This is a genomic window from Micromonospora violae, assembly GCF_004217135.1.
GTDB classification, from domain to species: domain Bacteria; phylum Actinomycetota; class Actinomycetes; order Mycobacteriales; family Micromonosporaceae; genus Micromonospora; species Micromonospora violae.
Map to the genome: position 1 here is coordinate 5,912,729 of NZ_SHKK01000001.1, position 15,603 is coordinate 5,928,331.

A 15,603-nucleotide genomic window follows, 5' to 3' on the forward strand; every position below is an offset into this window, starting at 1 on the left:
ATGGCAATCGACGACCTGTGGTACCTGAAAAAACGCAACCCGGACACCAAGAAGTTCATCCCCTCGAAGCGGCACGGCCGAGGCAAGCGCTGGCGGGTTCGCTACACCGACGCCGACAACGAAGACCGCGAGAAGCTATTCCATCTCAAGCGCGACGCGGACACCTTCGACCTGGAGTGCCGTTCAGGGGCAGCGCCCGAGGTTCGGGTGAAGCGGGAAGCAGCTCGACTGACCTTCGCCGAGTACGCGCAGCGGTGGAGGGAAGCCCGGGAATCCGGTTGGGCAACCGAGACGCGGCGGCGCATTCCGCAGAACCTGCGAAAGCATCTCCTGCCCGTCTTCGGCGAGAAGGCCATCCGCTCTATCAACTTGACTGACGTGCTGGCGTGGCTGAGCCGGCTACTCGATGACGGCACGCCGAAGTCGTCGGTCAGTCTGTACTTCGGCCTGTTCAAGACCATCATGAACGCCGCCGTTATCGACAAGGTGATTCCGGACAACCCCTGCAACGGGGTGAAGCTCGCGCAGATCCTGCGTGGTTTGTCGCGGGCACCGAAGTGGGTTCCCACCGGCGACCAGGTGCTCAAGCTCGCCGAGGTGGTGCCGCGCCGATTCCGGGCCGCTGTGTGGTTGGGGGCAGGGGAGGGGCTTCGCCTCGGTGAGGTTTTGGGCATGGAGGCCGGGTCGCGCTGCGCCGATTATGAACGTGGAGAGCTGCACGTCGTCCAGCAGCTACGGCACTCGCCGGAGCACTTCGGCGGCTTCTACCTCTCGACGCCCAAGAGCGGTTCCACTGGCACCGTGGACCTGGACGCGGTGGTCGCCGAGGAACTGACCGCACATCTCAGCGAAGTCGGCCCGGTCGAGTTCGACCTTCCCGACATCACCACCGGGGAGCGGCTGACTCGTCCGGTGGCCGTCCTGTTCACCTCGGCCCGGGGGAAGCTACTGACCGACACCTACTGGTCGGAGTTGTGGGCGGACTGGCGCGAGGCGGCCGGATGGCCGAAGGAAGGCACGTTCCATTCCCTGCGCCACTTCTTCGCCACCACGCTGATGAGCAACGGCGTCGAGCCGCAAGAGGTGCAGAAGGCGCTACGGCACGCGAACCTGCGGATCACGCTGGAGACCTACGTTCATTGGCTGCCGAAAAAGGACCGCCCGCGCGGCTTGGTGGGCAACCTCCTGCGGCAGGCAGACGGCCAGCGGCGGGAACCCTCCACCGGCCAAGATCGGATCTAGGTTGTGCCCTGGTTGTGCCCGATGATCTTTGCCTGGCGTTTTTGCAGCTCAGGCGGGCTAGAGAGTGGGCCGCCAGGGACTCGAACCCTGAACCTATGGATTAAAAGTCCACAGCTCTGCCATTGAGCTAGCGGCCCGCGCGCTCAGGTTACCCGACCGTCCGCACAGCGGCTGATGTCCGCCCCCGGTCTGGCGGAGCGATGCCGATCTACGCCCCGCCGCTGCAAAACTTCTGCACCGCTTTGCCACCGGTATAGCTTCATCACCGATATATTGAGGCCATGGCCACACCCACGCCACTGCGGGAACCCACCTTTCTGATCCTCACCGCTCTCGCCCGGGAGCCCATGCACGGCTACGGCATCATCAGCGACGTCGCGGCCCTCTCCGGTGGGCGGCTGGCGCTGCGGCCCGGCACCCTCTACGGCGCACTCGACCGCCTCACCGACGAGGGCTTGGTCGAGCGGGACCACGAGGAGGTCGTCGAGGGGCGGCTGCGCCGCTACTACCGGCTCACCGAAACGGGCCGGTCCGTGCTCACCGCCGAGACCGAACGGCTGCGCCGCAACGTCGAGGCGGCCACGCAGCGGTTACAAGCGCGACCTGCGGGCACCCGCACCGCCGGCGGCACCGCGCGCGGCCCTCTCACCATCCCGGGTACGGCCGCCCACCCCGTCCTTCGACTGACCGGAGGCCTGGCATGAAACCGACCGGAGATCTGGCATGAACCAGCCCAACCCCGCGCAGCATCAGGCCGGGTCACCGTTGGAGTCCCGCTACCGGCGGCTGCTGTGGGCCTACCCGGGCGACTATCAGGCCGAGCGGGGCGACGAGATCGTCGGGACGTACCTCGACACCGTCGGCCCGGGGCGGCGCTGGCCGTCCCCACACGACGCCGTCGACCTGCTCGGCGCCGGGCTTCGGGAGCGACTGCGTGGGTACGGCGCCCTTGGGCTGGTCGCGGCCCTCCCGCTGGCCGCGACCGCCGCGTTGAGCGCCCTCGTCGCGGTCTCCGTTTTCCTGCTCTTGCAGGTCGAGTTCGAAGACCCGCGCTTCGCGGGGCTGGACCCGGTCGGTCCGTTCCAGACCCTCGGCGCGGTGATCTGGTTGGGCTGGCTGGTCGTCGGTCTCGCCGCCACGACGCTGCCGGGGTCCTGGGCCCGGACCGCCGCGGCCGGTGGTCTGCTGCTGACTGTCGCCGTGCCGCCTGTGGCCGCCGTTCTCGGGCAACCGGGGCCGCCGTTGTTCGTGCTGGTCCCCGCTGTCGCGCTCGGCCTGGCCACGCTCGCGCTGCCGTCGCATCCCGGTTGGGTCGCGCGTGGCCTGCCGCTGCTCACGGCCGGCTGTGTGACGGCCGCATCCGTGGCATTCAGCGCCGCCGAGAACGGCGGAAACATGTTCACCACGTACGGCTCGACCCCCGAACTGCTGGCGATGGCCGGGGGTTTGCTGTTCGCGCTGGTCCTGCTCGTCGGGCTCGGCGGGGCGCTGCGAGCCGACGACGCCGGCCTCTGGGCGACCCTGCTGCTCGCCACGCCGGCCGGCCTGTTCGGCGCCGACCAGCTCAGCCAGGGGATCTGGGGCAGCCAGGGAGGCGGACCAACCCCGATGGCGTACGCCACCACGACCGCGTCGATCCTGCTGGTCGGCGCGGCCCTGCTGGCAGCGGCCCTCGCCGGCCAGGCCGCACGGCACCAGACCGTACGTCGACGGGTGCTCGACGACGCGTGCCCGACCTGCGGACACCGCTCAACGGCACCGACACGGACCTGACGAAACTCCTCCTTGATCGACTCGGGGTTCTGAAAGTCGGGCGGTCCGGCGCGCTCGGAGGCCCCGACTTTCAGGAACCCGAGTCGATCAACGCCGCGCGCGCCCCGCCCCCGCCCCGGCCCGCGCCCCCGCGCGGCGGGGGCGGTTGACGGGCCGCTGGGCGGGTACGGGGTCGGGCATGCGGATCGTGGTGGTGGGGGCGAGTGGCAACGTCGGTACGGCGCTGCTGCGGCGGCTGCGCCGGGAGCGGGGCGTGGAGTTGGCCGGGGTGGTCCGACGGTTGCCGGGTCCGGCGGCCGGCGAGCCGTACGACCAGGTGGAGTGGCACTCGTGCGACATTGGCGCGCCGGGCGCGACAGGGCAGCTCGCGGAGGTGTTCGCGGGTGCGGACGCGGTGGTGCACCTGGCCTGGCAGATCCAGCCCAGCCACGACCAGCGGGTGTTGCGCCGGACCAACGTCGACGGCAGCCGGGCGGTGATCAACGCGGTGCTCCAGGCCGGGGTGCCGGCCCTGGTGTACGCCTCGTCGGTCGGCACCTACGCGCCCGGCCCGAAGGACCACCCGATCAGTGAGCGGTGGCCGGCCACCGGGGTGCCCGGTTCGTCGTACAGCGAACACAAGGCGGAGGTGGAGGCGCTGCTGGACAGCGTCGAACGGGACCATCCGACGCTGCGGGTGGTACGGATGCGACCCGGGTTGATCTTCCAGCGGGTCGCCGGTACGGAGATCACCCGTTACTTCCTCGGCCCGCTCGCGCCGGTGCGGCTGCTGCGTTTCGGACGGATCCCGCTGGTGCCCACGAACCGCCGGTTGCGTATGCAGGCGGTGCACGCCGATGACGTGGCTGACGCGTACACCCGGGCGGTGTTGGGTGACGTGCGCGGCGCCTTCAATGTCGCCGCGGACCCGGTGCTCACTCCGGAGCTGGTGGCCCGGCACTTCCATGGTTGGACGGTGCCGGTCGCCGCGCCGGTGCTACGGGCGGCGGCGGCGCTGACCTGGCGGGCGCGGCTGCAACCGGTCGACCCGGGCTGGGTGCAGCTGGGTCTGCACGCTCCGCTGATGTCCAGCGAGCGCGCGGAGACCGAGCTGGGCTGGCAGCCCAAGATCAGCGCGCTGACGGCGCTGCGGGAACTCTTCGCCGGAATGGCCGACGGCGCCCACACGGCCAGCCCACCGATGTCCGGTGCGCGGGACCTGCCGGGCCGCCCCGCCGCCCTCCTGCACGCCCGAGCGCCGGGCAAGGGAAACCCCTACTGAGGTACGCGGCCTCAGCTCAGCTTGGAGCCCGTCACCGTGGGGTTGCGGGCGCCCAGGAAGAAGATGCCGGGGAAGCCACGCGTCTCGAACTTGCCGCTGGGGTTGCGGCGCAGGGTCGAGTTCTCGATCCGCATCGTGCCGGTGCGGTTGTTGCTCACGAAGAAGATCGCGCCGCCACCCTCGTTGGCCTTGTTGTTCTCGATGATCGTGCCGGCGAGCCGTACGGTGAACTCGTTGCCGTCGCAGTAGATCGCGCCGCCGCTGCCGCCGCCGGGCGTGCCGGACTTGGCCGGGTTGGCCCCGTTGCCGATCGCCTCGTTGTTCCTGAGCACGCTGTTCAGCACCACCCACGACACGCCGATGCTGCTCAGCGCACCCCCGTTGGAGCAGGAACCGCCGTCGAAGGTGCTGCCCACCACGTACACCGGCTTGTTCTCGTACTGGCTGAGCACCCGGATGGCCGCGCCACCCAGGTCCGGGCCGGTGCGGTCGCAGCGGTTGCGGACGAAGCGCGAGTTGACCACCTTCAGCCGCCCGCCGCGTACGAAGATCGCTCCACCGCCGCCACCCTCGACCTTCTGGGCGGTGGAGTTGCCGTCGGCGAAGGTCAGGTTCTGCACGGTGAGCTGCGGGTGGTCCTGGTTCTGGCAGTGCGAGGTGGTGAAGCCCTGGGCCTCGTCGCAGGTGTTCATGTAGAGGATGCGGCGCTGCCCCTGGCCGCTCAACGTGACGGTGCCGCCGCCGTCCAGCACGATCTTCGGCCCGTTGGCGTTGCGGACCTTCGCGGTGGCGGTCATCTTGATCGTCACCGGGGCCGGTCCACAGTTGAACGTGATGACGCCGCCGGCCGCGACGGCCTTCACGACCGCCGCGGAGGTGCAGCTCGCCGGGGTGCCGGTGCCGATGGTCCGGGTCGGCTTCGAGGTGTCCACCGCCCGCGCCTCGGCCGGCACGGTGGCCTTGCCGTTCGGGTTGCCGGCCGCCAGCACCTTGTTGGCGGGCTTCGGGCTCGCGCTGGCCCCTGGGCCACCGAGGCCGTCGCGCGCCCCCGGCGTCTCCGCCGCACCGGCGGCCGGTGGCGGCGTCGGCGACGCGGACGTGCCGACCTCGAAGGCGGGGTCCGGGTCGTCGGGCGCGCAGGCGGGCAGAGCCGCGGTGGCGACACCGAGGACGAGGAGAGCGGCAAGCGACGTCATGCGCACCCCGTGATGCTAGGAGCCGCGAGGGCGCCACGACGAATCCGCCGAGCCGGTTTAATGCAGTGCTAAGACGCCATCCCGAGTCGGGCTCAGAAGTCGGCGAAGAGGTACGGCACCCGGCGGGGGAAGAGGCCGCGCAGCTCGGTGGCGGCGTCCACCGGCACCTCACCCAGACCGCGTAGCGGCAGCTCGGCCGGGTCGAGCACCCCGTACGCGAGGGCGGAGAGCCCGGCGGCGGTGAGCGTGGCGGTCGGCACGCGGCCGGTGCTGTCGTCGACCAGTTCCAGCGCGCCGGTCGTGCCGTCGAGCAGGTGGGTGCCGGTCAGCCAACGGTCCCCGGTCAGTTCGATCCGCACCCGCCCCGGGCCGGCGGGCAGCCCACGCAACGCGTCCAGGGACAGCAGCCGGGCCATCGGCGCGGACGAACCCGGCACGGCCGTGCGGGCCTCGACGTGCACGTCCAGGTCGGTCAGCCACAGCTCGGGCAATTCGTCCGGCGGAACCTGGACGGTGATCCGCTCGATCTGGTCGACGTGCCGGGCGAAGAACTGCAACAGCAGCGTCCGCGAGAGCGGATCGTTGACCAGAAGTTCGTTGCCGTGCAGGGTGCCCCCGTGCTCGTCGATCCGGTACGTCACCGCGCCGGTGACCTCCCCGCCCACCCGGGCGGTGAGCAGCCAGAACTCGTCTCGGTCGCGCATGCCGACCGCCCGGTGCTCCGGGAAGATCGAGAAGCCGTGCCGTTCCTGGAGGTTACGCTCGGTGAACGCCCGCCACGCCGGATAGCCGGCGGCGATGCGTTCCCAGCCCACCTCACCGGGCAGGTCCACCCGAAGCAGCGCGCCCAGGTTGGCCGGAGTGAAGGTGACCCGTCGTGGCTTGGGCAGCCCGACGTAACCGAACCGGGCGTAGAAGCTGGGCCGGAACGGATAGAGCGCGCTGAGCGAATGACCCTCGTCGCGCATCTCGTCGAGGAGTTGGTGCAGCAACGTCCGGACGTGCCCCTGCCGGCGGGCCAGCGGATGGGTCGCCACCCCGGCGACACCGGCCATCGGCAGCACCGTCCCGCGCAGGTTCTGTCGCATCGGAATGGCCGTGACGGCGGCCAACGTGGTGCCGCCCTCCTCGGCGATCAGCGTCCGGTTGCCCTGGTTGTAGGGCAGGTAGTCGCGGAACTCCGCAGCCCGGGTTGCGCTGATCGGCGAGGACTCGAAGGCGTACGCGGCCAGCGGGAAGCTGGTGGTGAGACGGTCGTCGTCGGTCACCCGGCGGATGGTCATTCGCCCATCTCAACCCGCCGCGAGGGTTGCAGCAACCGGATTCGCCCGATCCGCGGCACCGGTTGGTGCGGCGGTCAGCCGACCGGCAGGTGCCGCAGGTGCCGGCGGCGGCGCAGGCGGACGCTGGACACCGCGGCCACGCCCAGGGCCAGCAGGACGGTGACGACGAGCCCGTGCACCAGGCCACGGGAGAGGTAGCCCTGGTCGGTGTGGTCCACCGTCCAGGTGGCGATCTCCCGGCTCGACCAGAACGGCGTCAACCTCGCCCCGGACCCGGCCGGGTCGATCAGCATCTGCACCGTCACCACGGTGAGCAGCAGCAGCGTGCCCTCCAACTCGCGGGGCAGCAGCGCACCGATCAGCATCCCGAACGGTGCCGCCACCGCGACGGAACAGAGCATCGCCGCCGCCAGGCCGCCGTACCGCAGGTCCGCGTCGTCGACCATCGGGAGCAGGAAGAACGGTACGGAGATGACCACCCCCACCGTCCACAGGCCGAGCATCCGACCGAGATAGAGGTGGTGCGGCCGGTAGCCGGCCAGCCGCAGCCTCGGCTCCAACTCCCGCGCCGCGGTCGTGGCGAACAGCGCGGCGGTGCTCACCGCCCAACCCACGCCGAGCAGCAGCGAACGCACCGACTGCCCGAGGTAGGCGTCCCGCCGGATCAGGTAGAAGGTCAACGGCATCAACAACAACAGCAGGAGTACGCCCCGACGCCGCAGCAACTCCCGCACTGTCATCTCGGCGACGGTGACGAGCCGGTTCACCGGCGACCTCCCTGGTTGTCGGGCGCGCGCCACCCGGTCTCTCCGGCCGGGGTCAGGTCGAGCACGATGTCCACCCGGTCGAGGTGGTTGAGCAGGTGGGTGACCACGACGATGGCGGTGCCCGCATCGCGCAACCTGCTCAGCTGATCCCAGAAGTTGACGTACGTGCCCTGGTCGAAGCCCTGGTACGGCTCGTCGAGCAGCAGCACGTCCGGGGCGCTGAGGGTGGACATGGTCAGGTTGAGCTTCTGCCGGGTGCCGCCGGACAGGTGGCGGGCCTGCACGTCCCCGCCCGCTTCCCAACCGAGCTGACGGGCCGCCGCCCGACCGGCGCGGCGGGCCGGCCCACGGGCCACGCCCTGACCGGCGCCGACCAGCACGAAGTGCTCGTCGGCGAGCAGGAAGTCGGCAGTGCCGCCGGACTGCGGGCAGTAGCCGAGCCGCCCGGAGACGGTCACCTCGCCGGCGTCCGGTGACATCAGCCCGGCGCAGATGCGCAGGAAGGTGCTCTTGCCGCAGCCGTTCGCGCCGACGACGGCGGCGATCTGTCCGGCCCGGACGGTCAGCGTGGCGTCGCGCAGCACGGTGCGCCGGCCGTACCTCTTGGTGAGGCCCGACGCGTGCAGCCGGACCGGCCCGGGGCGCGGCCCGGGCGCGGTGCCGATGCTCTCCACGACCGCACCCGCGTACTGCTGGGGTGGACCGAAGACGACCCAGGGGTCGCCACCGCCCTCCCGCAGGTGGGTGGCGGCCTCGGCGACCACGTGCCGGGCGGCGTCCGCCGCGACCCGGCGCTGGTGCAGCTCGACCGTGAGCGTCCGCAGCCAATCGTCGGCGTTCACCGGGTGACCCCCTTCGTGACGATGTCGTTCACCGGCTGGACGAAGGTGAGCCAGGCGCTGCCGTCGGTGCCGAGCGCGGCGTGCCCGTCGTCGGTGAGCCGGTAGTACTTGCGGGCCGGGCCGGCGCTGCCCTCCCGCCACTGCGCGGTCACCAGGCCGGTCTTCTGTAGACGCAGCAGCACGGGATAGAGCGTGCCGCCCTGGATCGGCCCGACGCCCGCCGCGTCGAGCGCCTGGGCCAGCTGGTAGCCGTAGGACTCGCCTTCGGACAGCAGGGCCAGGACGCAGATGTCGAGCACCCCCCGCAGCCACTGCCCACGTCGGTCGGAATCCACAGGGTCGGACAGTAGCGGTGCAAGCTAGATGGCACAACCACCTACTGAGGCGGCAGCGCCCGAACCGGCCGGTCCGGGCGAGCCTTACGGGTGGCCGTACGGGTGGGTCAGCGGGTGACGACGTCGGAGACCACGACGGTGACGTTGTCCGGTGCGCCGGCGTGGTGGGCCAGCTTCACCAACTGCTCACCGCACTGCTGACGGTCGGCGTACATGCCCAGGGCGGCGGCGATGGCCTCGTCCTCGACGTAGTCGGAGAGCCCGTCGCTGCACAGCAGCAGCCGGTCGCCGGGGACCACGGTGAGCACACCGACCGCGGGTGGGGTGTCGGCACCCTGCACGGCCCGGGTCACCAGGGACCGCTGCGGGTGGTGGCGGGCCTGCTCGGGAGAGAGCGTGCCCTGATCGACCAGCGCCTGCACGAACGTGTCGTCCCGGGTGAGCTGGGTCAGCTCCCCGTCGCGCAGCAGGTAGCAGCGGGAGTCGCCCACCTGGGCCAGCACCAGCGTCTCCCCGGCCAGCAGCGCGGCGGTGAGCGTCGTACCCATGCCGTCCCGGCTCGGGTCGACGGTGATCGCGGCGTGGATGCGCTGGTTGGCGGTGCTGACCACCGCCCGCAGAGCGTCGGCGGCGCCGTCGGGGTCGGTCGGCGGAGCCAGCTCGTCCAGAATCCGGATCACGATCTCGCTCGCCACCTCGCCCGCAGGCAGCCCGCCCATACCGTCGGCGACCGCGATCAGGCGGTCACCGGCGAGGGCGGAGTCCTCGTTGTTGGTGCGCACCAAGCCGATGTCGTTGAGGATGACCGAGCGGAGGATCAGCGTCATGGGGTCAAGCTTGCCAAGAACAACCCGCATTCGTCTCTACGCCTCCTACCTCGGTCGAGAAATGATTGCGATTTTCGTCGCCGGGCCGGCGATCCGGGCCCGATCGGGCGGGGCTCAGCGGCGCGGATAGCGCAGCAGCAGGCTGGCCGCGACCTCCTCGTCACCCACCGCGGCGTAGCTGTGTGAGACGTCCGACACCCAGCGGAGGTGACCACCGGCCGAGGCGGTCAGCGGCGCGTCGGCCGGCCCGGCGCGCAGCACCCCGGCGAAGACGGTGATGTGTTCGGTGACTCCCGACGCGTGAGCGGGGGAGAGCTGCACGACGCCGGGCGCGACCCGCATCCGGTACAGCTCGTAGGTCGCGTCGGTGTCGGTGAACACCTCCAGCAGGGTGGCGGTGACCGCGGTGCCGTGCACGGTGGGCTCGGCCGTCGGTTCGGCCAGCAGGGCGGTGAACGGTACGCCGAGCTGGGCGGTGACCGACCAGAGTGTCTCCAGGGTCGGGTTGCGCGTGCCGTTCTCCAGGCCGGAGAGGGTGGCCTTCCCGACGCCGGCGAGTCGGGCGAGTGTGGACAGCGAGATCCCCTGTTCCTCGCGCAGGGCGCGGACCCGGCGTCCGACGACGGCGGGATCCACATCGAGGCCCGGGCGTGGTGCTGGTGGTGGATGCGGCACCCAGCTATCGTGCTACACGCTTCCGTTCCGTAAACGGAACAGTTGGGAGGGGTGGCGTGGCCGGACGCGTGCAACCAGTGCTGGCGGGTGTGGTGACCGCGCTGGTGGGCTTCGCCAGTTCGTTCACCGTCGTACTGGCCGGGCTCCGAGCGGCGGGCGCGTCGGACGCGCAGGCCGCCTCCGGTCTGCTCGCCCTCTGCGTGGCGAGCGGGCTCGTCGCCGCCTGGCTGGGCTGGCGGTACCGGATACCGATGAGCGCGGCCTGGTCCACCCCGGGCGCGGCGCTGCTGGTGGCCACCGGACCGCCACCGGGCGGATGGCGGGTGGCGGTGGGCGCGTTCCTCATCTCCGGACTGCTGATCGTCGCGGCCGGGCTGTTCCCGCCACTCGCCCGTGCGGTGGCCGCCATCCCCAAGCCGGTGGCCGGCGCGATGCTCGCCGGGGTCCTGCTGCCGCTGTGCACCGCCCCGGTCCGCGCGCTCGTCGAACTGCCGGTGGTGGCCGGGCCGGTGGTGATCGGCTGGTTGCTGCTGCACCGGTTCGCCCGCCGCTGGGCGGTGCCCGGTGCGCTGGTGGTGGCGGTCGCGGCGATCGCGCTGACCGCGCCGCCGGCCGGCCTGACCGGGGCCGCACTGATCCCGTCGGTCACGGTGACCGTGCCGGCCTGGAACGTGTCCGCCCTGGTCGGGCTGGCCCTGCCACTGTTCCTGGTCACCATGGCCGCGCAGAACGTGCCCGGCATGGCGGTGCTGGTCGGCTACGGCTACCGGCCGCCGTTCGGCGCCGCGCTGCGAACCACCGGCCTGGCCAGCCTGCTCGCCGCCCCGGCCGGCGGGCACGCGGTGAACCTCGCGGCGATCACCGCCGCACTGGCCGCCGGCCCCGACGCGCACCCGGACCCGGAGCGCCGGTGGATCGCCTCGGTCACCGCCGGCGCTGGGCTGGCCGTGCTCGGCCTGGGGGCCGGGGTGGCCACCACACTGGTCGCGGTCGCCCCACCGATCCTCATCGAGGCGGTCGCCGGGCTGGCCCTACTGGGTGCCCTCGCCACCGCCCTCGCCTCAGCGGTGACCGACCCGGCGACCCGCGAGGCGGCCGTGGTCACCTTCGTGGTGACCGCGTCCGGGGTGACGTTGATCGGCGTGGGCGGCGCGTTCTGGGGCCTGGTCGCCGGGTGCCTGATGCTGCTGCTCTTCCACCGCCGCCAGCCCGCCCCCGCGCCGGCTGCGCCGGCCCAGCCCGCCCCCGCGCCGGACCAGCCCGAGCGGGCCGCCTCGGACCAGCCCGCCCCCGCGTCGGACCAGCCCGCGCCGGCCGGGTTGGGGAGATCCACTCGGGTTTCATGAAGTCGGGCTGTCCCGGAGCCCCGGACGCCCCGATTTTCATGAACCCGAGTCGATCACTACGGGAGGCCGGTGGGACGGGAGGCCGGGGACGGGAGGCCGGGGACGGGAGTGCGTGGGGCTACTCCTCGGGCGGCAGGTCGGCCACCCCGACGGCCAGCAGGACCCGGCCGTCGGCCACCGACCCGATCTGGTCGGCCGGTACGTAGACCGCGCCGGTGCGGGTCAGCTCGGTCGAGACCTTCAGGTAGCCGGTGTGCAGCAACCGTGCCGCCAGATCGGCCGGGACGTCCGGCTCCTCGACAGCGGTCGCCTCGATCAGCTCGTCCAGACTGCTGCCCGGGTCGGCGGTCGGTGTCTGGACGGTCACCGCGTTCGGGTCGCCCCGCTGGACGAGGTCCACCGTCCCGACCTCGGTGCCGGCCGAGTCGATCACCGGCATCCCGGTGGTGATCCGCGAAATGGTCGCCTGCTGCTCCATCCCGCTGCGGTTCCCAGGGCGGTATGCCACTAAACGCCGCCGCCCACCCATCCGTCCGATGCTCAGCAACTACGGCAGCGACCTGGAGGCGATGGGCCGGGAGGCAATGGGCCTGAAGAGCCTGATGACTCTGCGGCATCAATATGCCTCAGAGTCATCACTGTCGAAAGCAATACCGCCTCCACGGCCCGCGTAAGGTGGCGGGCGACGTGCCGCCACGCCAGCGGCACGCAGCCCATTCAGGTGTTCGGAAGGGTCCAGCCGCTGGGCGGGCGGGGGGACAGTTCCCGCCAGGTGTCCGGCCCGTCGAGGAGAGCCCGGACGGTCTCCTCGGCCTCGTCCGCACTGCCGTACTCGTAGAAACGAGAGATGCCCTCGGCGCCGCCGGCCCGCTGCTCGACGTGCCACCGGTCGGCGTCCACGCGCAGGAAAACATCCCGCCGGGCCAGCCGCCCCCACTTCCCGTTCCACCAGTGCTTTCGCTGCTCCATGGCGGGACTCTATCGAACACACGTACGAGAAGGTGCGGCCCCTGCGGGAATCCCACAGGGGCCGATGTGCATTCCGTTCGGGTCAGCGCTGCGTCGGCGGCTCGGTACGGCGGCCCAACACGTCGTCCAGCGCTCCGCGCTGCTGGCCCGGGGTGGTGTGGCCGGCGGAGACCAGCGCGTCGCGGATCTCGGTGAGCAGCTTGACCTCCTCGCTCGGCGCGGCCGGCGGCGGCTCCTCGCCCCGCTTGCGCCGCTCGGCGAGCCGGTTCATCGGGTAGACGACCAGGAAGTAGAGCGCCGCCGCGGTGAGCAGGAAGGTGATCACCGCGTTGACGAAGGCGATCCAGTCGAACGCGATGCCACGGAACTTCGGTGCCGTGCCGGCCAGGCCCTTGTCGCTGCCGGTGATGAGCAGCACGAAGACCCGGATCAGCGGGTCGAGGAACGACTTGGTGAGCTGGGTGACCACGCCCGTGAACGCGGCGCCGATGACGACACCGACCGCCAGGTCGACGACGTTGCCGCGCATGATGAAGTCTTTGAAGCCCTTGAGCATTCGTACTCCCGAGGTGTCCGCTTTTCCGTCGGGGACAACCTATGCCCCTTCGGCGGGCTCCAGAAATGCGCCAGCTTCGATCGCCGCCCGGCCCGGATCGCCGGCCCGGATCGCCTCGACCAGCCGGGTGTGGTCGACGTAACGCTCGGGGGTGAGCGACCCGCCCATGGCCTGGGCGACCGTGTTGCGCAGGGCGGTGCCGACCGAGGCGTACAGCTCGGCGAGCATGCTGTTGTGCGCGGCGGCGACCACCGCCGTGTGCAGTGCCGCGTCGGCCTCGACGAACGCGTCGACCCGGCCCCCGTGCCAGGCGGCCTCGCGCCGGGCGAGCGCGCCGTCGAGCGCCGCCAGGTCCTCCGGTGTACGCCGCAGCGCGGCGAGCCGGGCGGCCTCCACCTCGAAGGCGCGGCGTACCTCGATGACCTCGGTCATCCGGTCGTCGCCGAGGCGGCGGGCGACCACCGGTGCCAGTTCGTCGGTGGACACCACGTAGGTGCCGGAGCCCTGCCGGCACTCCAGAACCCCGGCGTGCACCAGGGCGCGGACCGCCTCGCGGACCGTGTTGCGTCCGACGCCCAGCGCGGCGACCAGTTGTGGCTCGGTGGGGATGCGCCCGCCGACGGGCCATTCGCCGCCGAGGATCCGGGCGCGGAGCTGCTCGGTGGTCTGCCGAACCCGGTGGCCGCGCGGCGGCACGGCCGGCTGGTCGCCGGGCGGCACTGGCGGCGCGGACGGGAATTCAACCGACGGTGGCACTGGTTACATCACCGGTCCCGAATTCATCCCATGATTGTAGGTTAGCGGTCATGACCCCGCCACCAACCGCCGCTCCGGCGTCGCCCGCCCCCGTCGCCGCCGACCCCCGCCCGACGCGGGACCCCGGCGCCGGCCGGCGGACGCCCCCGGTGACCGGTGGCGCACTGGTGCTGGTCGGGATGCTGCTGGTCGCACTCAACCTGCGTGCCGTGGTGACGAGCCTCGGCGCGCTGCTCGACGAGGTCCGCGACGGGCTCGGCCTCTCCGGCGTCACCGCCGGACTGGTCACCACCCTGCCGACCATCGCGTTCGCCGGCCTCGGCGCGCTCACCCCGTGGCTGGTCCGCCGGGTAGCGCCGGCCCGGGTGCTGGTGGTCGCCATGATCGCCCTCGCCGTCGGCCAGGTGCTCCGGGTCGCCACCGACTCGGCCTGGATCTTCGTGCTCACCAGCGCGCTGGCGCTGTCCGGCATCGCGGTCGCCAACATTCTGCTGCCGATGCTCGTCAAGCAGCACTTCCCGCACCGCACCGGCCTGGTCACCGGGGCGTACACGATGGCGTTGACAGTGGGCACGACGGTGGCCGCCGCCACCGCGGTGCCGATCGCCCACGCCTTCGGGTCGTGGCGGGCCGGGCTCGGCATCTGGGCCGCGATGGCCGCGGTGGCCGTACTCCCGTGGGTGCCGCTGGCGCTGCGGACCCGCGCCGCGGCACGGCGGGCGACCCCGACGGCGGTCGCCGCCGCGCCGCCCCGGGTCCGGCCGGCGCGGACCCGGCTCGGCTGGGCGATGGCCATCTACTTCGGGGCGCAGTCGCTCAGCGGGTACGCGATCATGGGTTGGCTGGCCCAGTTGTTCCGTGACGCCGGTTACCAGCCGGAGTCGGCCGGGCTGCTGCTCGCCGGGGTGACCGCGCTCGGCGTGCCGATCGCGCTGCTGATGCCCACCCTGGCCGGTCGGCTGCGCAGCCTGCGTCCGCTGGTGCTCGGGCTGACCACCGCGTCGACGCTGGCCTACCTGGGGTTGGCGCTCGCACCGCACGGTGCCGCGCTGCTCTGGGTCGCCCTGTTGGCGATCGGTCAGGGCGCTTTCCCGATGATCCTGACCGCCATCGGCCTGCGCGCCCGTACCGCGGAGGGGACGGTCGCGCTCTCCGCGTTCGCGCAGAGCACCGGGTACGTGATTGCCGCCCTCGGCCCGCTGATGGTCGGCATCCTCTACGAGGCCACCGGCGGCTGGACCGCACCGCTCGGGTTCCTGCTGGGCGCCCTCGCCGTGCAGACGACCGCAGGCATGGCGATCGCTCGTCCCCGTTACGTCGAGGACGAGTGACGAACCGCAGCGGTCAGGAGGAAGCCGGCGTCGACTCGCCGGCGACTGCCTCATCCACCGTCGGGTAGGTGTGCAGCACCTCGACCAGCCCGCTCACCTCAAGGATGCGCAACACGCCGCGCTGCGGGGCGGCCAACCGGACCACACCGCCGGAATCGTCGCAGCTGTTCTTGGCGCGGACGAAGACCGACAGGCCGGTCGAGTCGCAGAACGAGACCTCCGCCAGGTCGAACACCAGCCGGTTGCGGCCCTTGTCGAGCAGGTCGGTGATCTGGTCCTGTAGCTGCGGCGCGGTGGCCATGTCCAGCTCGCCCGCGACCGACACGACGACCACGTCACCGCGTTGTTCCGTGTGCACCGTCAACGACATTCGCCAGACCTCCTGTTATCGGGGGAACGGTATCCCACGACCATGCTCGAACGCAGAACGGGAGCCGTGATCCG

Annotated in this window: 17 protein-coding genes, 1 tRNA gene and 1 pseudogene; 6 read left to right on the plus strand and 13 right to left on the minus strand. The window is 71.7% G+C overall.

The features are described from left to right. Complete coding sequence (locus tag EV382_RS26685; protein ID WP_130406295.1) at nt 1-1,242, plus strand: tyrosine-type recombinase/integrase; 1,242 nt, start codon at nt 1-3, stop codon at nt 1,240-1,242. A 65-nt stretch (nt 1,243-1,307) separates the two neighbouring features. Here the strand turns inward: EV382_RS26685 and EV382_RS26690 are convergent. Beyond that, nucleotides 1,308-1,379: transfer RNA gene (locus EV382_RS26690), tRNA-Lys, on the minus strand. 144 nt (nt 1,380-1,523) lie between these two features. On the opposite strand from EV382_RS26690, the pseudogene EV382_RS26695 reads away from it, so the two are divergent. From EV382_RS26695 to EV382_RS26705, 3 genes and pseudogenes are all read left to right on the plus strand, one after another. After that, nucleotides 1,524-1,877 (plus strand): annotated as a pseudogene (locus EV382_RS26695) (PadR family transcriptional regulator); the annotation flags it as partial. Nucleotides 1,878-1,965: 88 nt separating this feature from the next. Continuing rightward, nucleotides 1,966-3,015, plus strand: coding sequence for a GlsB/YeaQ/YmgE family stress response membrane protein (locus EV382_RS26700; protein WP_130406299.1), 1,050 nt, complete (start codon nt 1,966-1,968; stop codon nt 3,013-3,015). A 178-nt stretch (nt 3,016-3,193) separates the two neighbouring features. Then, complete coding sequence (locus EV382_RS26705) at nt 3,194-4,276, plus strand: NAD-dependent epimerase/dehydratase family protein (RefSeq protein ID WP_130406301.1); 1,083 nt, start codon at nt 3,194-3,196, stop codon at nt 4,274-4,276. An 11-nt stretch (nt 4,277-4,287) separates the two neighbouring features. Here the strand turns inward: EV382_RS26705 and EV382_RS26710 are convergent, their stop codons facing one another. From EV382_RS26710 to EV382_RS26740, 7 genes are all read right to left on the minus strand, one after another. Beyond that, complete coding sequence (locus EV382_RS26710) at nt 4,288-5,472, minus strand: hypothetical protein (RefSeq protein WP_130409223.1); 1,185 nt, start codon at nt 5,470-5,472, stop codon at nt 4,288-4,290. Nucleotides 5,473-5,564: 92 nt separating this feature from the next. After that, nucleotides 5,565-6,755: a GNAT family N-acetyltransferase gene (locus EV382_RS26715; protein ID WP_130406303.1), complete on the minus strand. Its 1,191-nt coding sequence runs from the start codon at nt 6,753-6,755 to the stop codon at nt 5,565-5,567. Between the two features lie 74 nt (nt 6,756-6,829). Further along, on the minus strand, nt 6,830-7,522 hold the full coding sequence (locus tag EV382_RS26720) for a hypothetical protein (RefSeq protein ID WP_130406305.1): 693 nt from the start codon (nt 7,520-7,522) through the stop codon (nt 6,830-6,832). Next, nucleotides 7,519-8,364 (minus strand): ATP-binding cassette domain-containing protein, encoded by an 846-nt coding sequence (locus EV382_RS26725; RefSeq protein ID WP_130406307.1) that lies wholly within the window; start codon nt 8,362-8,364, stop codon nt 7,519-7,521. The genes EV382_RS26720 and EV382_RS26725 overlap by 4 nt, the downstream gene beginning before the upstream one ends. Further along, nucleotides 8,361-8,699, minus strand: coding sequence for a PadR family transcriptional regulator (locus EV382_RS26730; protein ID WP_130406309.1), 339 nt, complete (start codon nt 8,697-8,699; stop codon nt 8,361-8,363). Before EV382_RS26730 ends, EV382_RS26725 begins: the two co-directional genes overlap by 4 nt. Nucleotides 8,700-8,806: 107 nt before the next feature. Continuing rightward, nucleotides 8,807-9,526 carry a PP2C family protein-serine/threonine phosphatase gene (locus EV382_RS26735; protein ID WP_030332349.1) on the minus strand — a complete coding sequence of 240 codons (720 nt, stop codon included), beginning with the start codon at nt 9,524-9,526 and terminating at the stop codon, nt 8,807-8,809. Between the two features lie 114 nt (nt 9,527-9,640). Next, nucleotides 9,641-10,201: an XRE family transcriptional regulator gene (locus tag EV382_RS26740; RefSeq protein WP_244236823.1), complete on the minus strand. Its 561-nt coding sequence runs from the start codon at nt 10,199-10,201 to the stop codon at nt 9,641-9,643. A 56-nt stretch (nt 10,202-10,257) separates the two neighbouring features. Here EV382_RS26740 and EV382_RS26745 point away from each other — a divergent pair, with 56 nt between their 5' ends. Then, nucleotides 10,258-11,547, plus strand: coding sequence for a benzoate/H(+) symporter BenE family transporter (locus EV382_RS26745; protein ID WP_130406311.1), 1,290 nt, complete (start codon nt 10,258-10,260; stop codon nt 11,545-11,547). A gap of 118 nt (nt 11,548-11,665) precedes the next feature. On the opposite strand, the gene EV382_RS26750 is transcribed toward EV382_RS26745, so the two are convergent. The 4 genes from EV382_RS26750 to EV382_RS26765 form a co-directional block, all read right to left on the minus strand. After that, nucleotides 11,666-12,025, minus strand: coding sequence for a hypothetical protein (locus EV382_RS26750; RefSeq protein WP_130406313.1), 360 nt, complete (start codon nt 12,023-12,025; stop codon nt 11,666-11,668). A gap of 239 nt (nt 12,026-12,264) precedes the next feature. Continuing rightward, on the minus strand, nt 12,265-12,516 hold the full coding sequence (locus tag EV382_RS26755; protein WP_130406315.1) for a hypothetical protein: 252 nt from the start codon (nt 12,514-12,516) through the stop codon (nt 12,265-12,267). An 82-nt stretch (nt 12,517-12,598) separates the two neighbouring features. Beyond that, nucleotides 12,599-13,072: a large conductance mechanosensitive channel protein MscL gene (gene mscL, locus EV382_RS26760; RefSeq protein WP_130406317.1), complete on the minus strand. Its 474-nt coding sequence runs from the start codon at nt 13,070-13,072 to the stop codon at nt 12,599-12,601. A 39-nt stretch (nt 13,073-13,111) separates the two neighbouring features. Beyond that, a complete protein-coding gene (locus EV382_RS26765; RefSeq protein WP_130409227.1) occupies nt 13,112-13,792 on the minus strand; it encodes a FadR/GntR family transcriptional regulator in 681 nt (226 codons plus the stop codon). Nucleotides 13,793-13,878: 86 nt separating this feature from the next. Between EV382_RS26765 and EV382_RS26770 the strand changes: the two genes are divergently transcribed. Beyond that, complete coding sequence (locus EV382_RS26770; RefSeq protein WP_130406319.1) at nt 13,879-15,159, plus strand: MFS transporter; 1,281 nt, start codon at nt 13,879-13,881, stop codon at nt 15,157-15,159. Nucleotides 15,160-15,172: 13 nt separating this feature from the next. Here the strand turns inward: EV382_RS26770 and EV382_RS26775 are convergent, their stop codons facing one another. Then, nucleotides 15,173-15,529 (minus strand): STAS domain-containing protein, encoded by a 357-nt coding sequence (locus EV382_RS26775; RefSeq protein ID WP_130406321.1) that lies wholly within the window; start codon nt 15,527-15,529, stop codon nt 15,173-15,175. Between the last annotated feature and the right edge of the window lie 74 nt (nt 15,530-15,603).

Coding starts and splice junctions, on each gene's coding strand:
- EV382_RS26685 (WP_130406295.1), top strand. CDS start 1: ATGGCAATCGACGACCTGTGGTACCTGAAAAAACGCAACCCGGACACC.
- EV382_RS26700 (WP_130406299.1), top strand. CDS start 1,966: ATGAACCAGCCCAACCCCGCGCAGCATCAGGCCGGGTCACCGTTGGAG.
- EV382_RS26705 (WP_130406301.1), top strand. CDS start 3,194: ATGCGGATCGTGGTGGTGGGGGCGAGTGGCAACGTCGGTACGGCGCTG.
- EV382_RS26710 (WP_130409223.1), bottom strand. CDS start 5,472: ATGACGTCGCTTGCCGCTCTCCTCGTCCTCGGTGTCGCCACCGCGGCT.
- EV382_RS26715 (WP_130406303.1), bottom strand. CDS start 6,755: ATGACCATCCGCCGGGTGACCGACGACGACCGTCTCACCACCAGCTTC.
- EV382_RS26735 (WP_030332349.1), bottom strand. CDS start 9,526: ATGACGCTGATCCTCCGCTCGGTCATCCTCAACGACATCGGCTTGGTG.
- EV382_RS26750 (WP_130406313.1), bottom strand. CDS start 12,025: ATGGAGCAGCAGGCGACCATTTCGCGGATCACCACCGGGATGCCGGTG.
- EV382_RS26755 (WP_130406315.1), bottom strand. CDS start 12,516: ATGGAGCAGCGAAAGCACTGGTGGAACGGGAAGTGGGGGCGGCTGGCC.
- mscL (WP_130406317.1), bottom strand. CDS start 13,072: ATGCTCAAGGGCTTCAAAGACTTCATCATGCGCGGCAACGTCGTCGAC.
- EV382_RS26770 (WP_130406319.1), top strand. CDS start 13,879: ATGACCCCGCCACCAACCGCCGCTCCGGCGTCGCCCGCCCCCGTCGCC.
- EV382_RS26775 (WP_130406321.1), bottom strand. CDS start 15,529: ATGTCGTTGACGGTGCACACGGAACAACGCGGTGACGTGGTCGTCGTG.